This is a genomic window from Petrocella sp. (assembly GCF_059865615.1).
On record NZ_JCBCDA010000062.1, the window covers coordinates 1 to 1,293 of the forward strand.

The 1,293-nt window shown below is 37.4% G+C and carries 2 protein-coding genes; both read right to left on the reverse strand.

All coding sequences use genetic code 11. From position 1 onward, the window contains the following. Positions 1-56: 56 nt before the first annotated feature. Positions 57-794: a DNA methyltransferase gene (locus AC6F8J_RS07285; RefSeq protein WP_500722070.1), complete on the reverse strand. Its 738-nt coding sequence runs from the start codon at positions 792-794 to the stop codon at positions 57-59. A gap of 81 nt (positions 795-875) precedes the next feature. Next, positions 876-1,184, reverse strand: coding sequence for a hypothetical protein (locus tag AC6F8J_RS07290; protein ID WP_500722071.1), 309 nt, complete (start codon positions 1,182-1,184; stop codon positions 876-878). Positions 1,185-1,293: the final 109 nt, after the last annotated feature.

The window sequence follows — 1,293 nt, forward strand, 5'->3', positions numbered from 1 at the left end:
ATTGGCTTGTGTCCATTTTATCAAATCTGGCTGTTGTGTCTAATTGAAAATAACTATTAAACATTACCTTGTGATAGCTTGGCTTTATCAATTCTATCTTTAGCAATATCGAAGTAATCTTGGCCCAGCTCAATACCGATAGAACCTTTATCGGTATTGACACAGGCTACACCTGTAGTGCCTGAACCCATAGTAAAGTCCAAAACTGTTTCGCCCTCGTTTGTGTACGTCTTGATTAGGTATTCCATTAGTGCTACTGGCTTTTGCGTGGGGTGTATGTTTTTAGAGTTATCTGTTCCAAATTCTAATATAGACTTAGGATACCCACTTGTAGTTTGTTTATAAGGTTTTTTAAGTCCTTTACCAAAGCCTAACTCAGTTTTACTAGGATTCACCCCTCCCCTAGGCTTACCGTCTGTCTTAAAAAATCCTTGAGGGTGGTAAGTACCAAAATTTTTATAAAAAACGCAAACATCTTCATGCACTTTCAAAGCCTGTTTTTTAGCTAACATTGGGTTGCTAGGTCTTTTTTTATTCCAAACCCAACAATACTTAAACATCTTCATATTACTAGCAATAAGCGTGGTGGTAAAAGGCTGACTTGCAGTCATAACAATCGCCCCATTAGGCTTGATAACCCGATTCAACTGCTCCCACATCGGTTCAAAGGGGATAACTGAATCCCACTTACAAGCTGTCGTACCATAAGGCGGGTCAGTCAAAACCATATCCACCGAACCATCTGGTATTTCCTTCATTCTTTCTAAACAATCGCCTTGCATTAAGTTAATCATATAATTATTTCCTCCTCTAAATAAAAAAAGCCAACACAATGGCTGGCTTATGATTATATCAATGTTTTATATGAGTGTCAACTATAAACCAACATTTTTCTCTTTAACAGTTTTATTGAACTCTTCCACATGATCGTATAGTTGATTATAGCTTTGCCTTCCGTTGCGGGTTTCCCATACCAAGTCCATGAATGATTTGTCGCTTAAACACACCATCCCGTTAAATTTAGTTGCAGTAAACACTTTTGATTTGATTTCTTCATCAAAGGCATCAAGTCTGACAACTGGACATGCAACTGGTTGTGAAACATAGACTATCTCCTTCTTTGGAGATGTACAACCAGTGACAAAAATAAGGCTAAGTCCTAAAAGTAAAATCTTCACCATCATCATACTCCCCCATATCATCTTTTAGTTTTTCTTTCTGTTTTTTTAACTCGTCATCGATGATTTTCTTTCGGTCTATTGACGATTTCAACGATTTCCCCTCAATCACTTG

What these genes read in the sequence shown, in the direction of transcription:
- AC6F8J_RS07290 (WP_500722071.1), bottom strand. Translation starts at nt 1,184, where the DNA reads ATGATGGTGAAGATTTTACTTTTAGGACTTAGCCTTATTTTTGTCACT.
- AC6F8J_RS07285 (WP_500722070.1), bottom strand. Translation starts at nt 794, where the DNA reads ATGATTAACTTAATGCAAGGCGATTGTTTAGAAAGAATGAAGGAAATA.